General features: G+C 73.2%; 2 protein-coding genes. One reads left to right on the top strand and one right to left on the bottom strand.

The window, feature by feature from the left end:
- Positions 1-94: 94 nt before the first annotated feature.
- Positions 95-733, bottom strand: coding sequence for a GNAT family N-acetyltransferase (locus tag E1294_RS51820; protein WP_132520693.1), 639 nt, complete (start codon positions 731-733; stop codon positions 95-97).
- A 136-nt stretch (positions 734-869) separates the two neighbouring features.
- Here E1294_RS51820 and E1294_RS51815 point away from each other — a divergent pair.
- Positions 870-1,699 (top strand): serine/threonine-protein kinase (locus tag E1294_RS51815; RefSeq protein ID WP_132520690.1); only part of this gene is annotated, 830 nt, incomplete at its 3' end.

Genomic DNA, 1,699 nt, shown 5'->3' with positions numbered 1-1,699 from the left:
GCCTGGCCCGGCCTGCCTGGCCCGGCCGTCTGGACGGGACGCCTCGTGCGGCCGGCGGTTGTTTCCGAGGCGGATGGGCGGGGGTGCGGGCCGTTCACCGCTCGGCGACGCCGAAGGCCGTCCAGCCCCGGGCGGGGAAACCCGCCGCCCGCGCCACGGCCGCCGACGCGTCGTTCTCCAGGGTGTGCAGGTACGTCGGCACCGCCCCTTCGTCCAGCACCCGCCGGGCGGCCTGCGCCACCAGCCGCCTGGCCAGCCCGCGCCCGCGCGCCGGCGGGGCCGTCACCACCGACAGCTCGTGCCCGTACGCGTCGTGCCGTTTGATCCCCACCCCCGCCAGGTGCTCGCCCGTCCCGGGGTCGGTGGCCACCAGGACCTCCCCGCCGAAGGGGTGCAGCCAGGCCGGCACGCCGGGGGCGGTGGCGGGCCGCCACCGCCCGGCGTCCCGCAGCGGGGCCGGGCGGGTGGTCCATCGGAAGACGGCTTCGAACCAGCTGCGCTCGGCGTATCCGACGATCTTGGGCACCTCCGCCATCGTCCGCGCGGCGGCCACGCGGGTCACGTGCTCCGGCGGCACCGACAGCACGCCGCCGTCCGGGGTGCGTATGCCGAGCGCCGGGTAGATCTGGCCGTCCCAGCCGGGCAGGGTGCGCCGCCGGGAGCCGGTGACCTGGAATTTCTCCGTGGGCGGCCAGGCGCCGAGCCACTCACGCAGATGATCGTCGATCGCCACAAAGGCACTATAGGAAGGAGCAAGGATACCGATTGCGGCAGGGGCCCCGGTCACTCGGGCGAAGAGGGTCGACACACGGCGTTACACCGGGTTAGCGTCCTGACATAAGGATCTTTTTCGGGTCAGGAGGTCCCCTATGGAAGTTCCCGGCTACACCGAAATCCGGGAACTCGGACACGGCGGGACCGGGCGGGTCATGCTCGCCGTACGCGACTCCGACGGGCTGGCCGTCGCGATCAAGCACCTGTCCGACCCGCTGCGCGAGGACGACGAGTTCGCCGGCAGGTTCAGGGCCGAGGCGCAGGTGATCCAGGAGATCGACAGCCCGCACACGGCCCGCGTGCTGGACTACGTCGAGGCCGGCGACGACGCCGTCATCGTGATGGAACTGGTCGACGGCATCACGCTCCGGCGGCTGCTGGAGCACGAGGGCGGGACCGGAGCGGAGTCGGCGCTCGTGGTGCTGAAGGGGGCGCTGCTCGGGCTGGCCGAGGCGCACGAGCGCGGTGTCGTGCATCGGGACTTCAAACCCGAGAACGTGATCGTCACCCAGGAGGGCGAGAGCAAGCTCGTCGACTTCGGCGTGGCGGCGCACTTCGGCGAGACGGCCGGCCTCGTCGGCACCCCCTCCTACATGGCCCCCGAGCAGTGGGACGAGGCCCCGGCCGGCCCGGCGACCGACGTCTACGCCGCGACGCTGGTGTTCTTCGAGTGCCTGACCGGCCATCGTCCCTTCCTGGGGGCCGACGTCGCCGCCCTGGCCTACCAGCACCAGTACGTCCCGCCTCCGGTCGAGGAGGTCGACGAGCCGCTGCGGCCGATCGTCGAGCACGGCCTGGCCAAGGACCCCGTGGCCCGGCCGGAGTCGGCGCGGGCGTTCCTGGCCGAGTTGGAGGGCGTCGCGCTGACCTCGTACGGGGAGGGCTGGGAGCAGCGGGGACGGGCCGGCCTCGGCCTCCTGACGTT

Origin of the sequence: Nonomuraea diastatica, from assembly GCF_004349015.1 — a bacterium.
Lineage (GTDB): Bacteria > Actinomycetota > Actinomycetes > Streptosporangiales > Streptosporangiaceae > Nonomuraea > Nonomuraea diastatica.
This window is presented reverse-complemented; position numbering and strand designations above follow the sequence as displayed.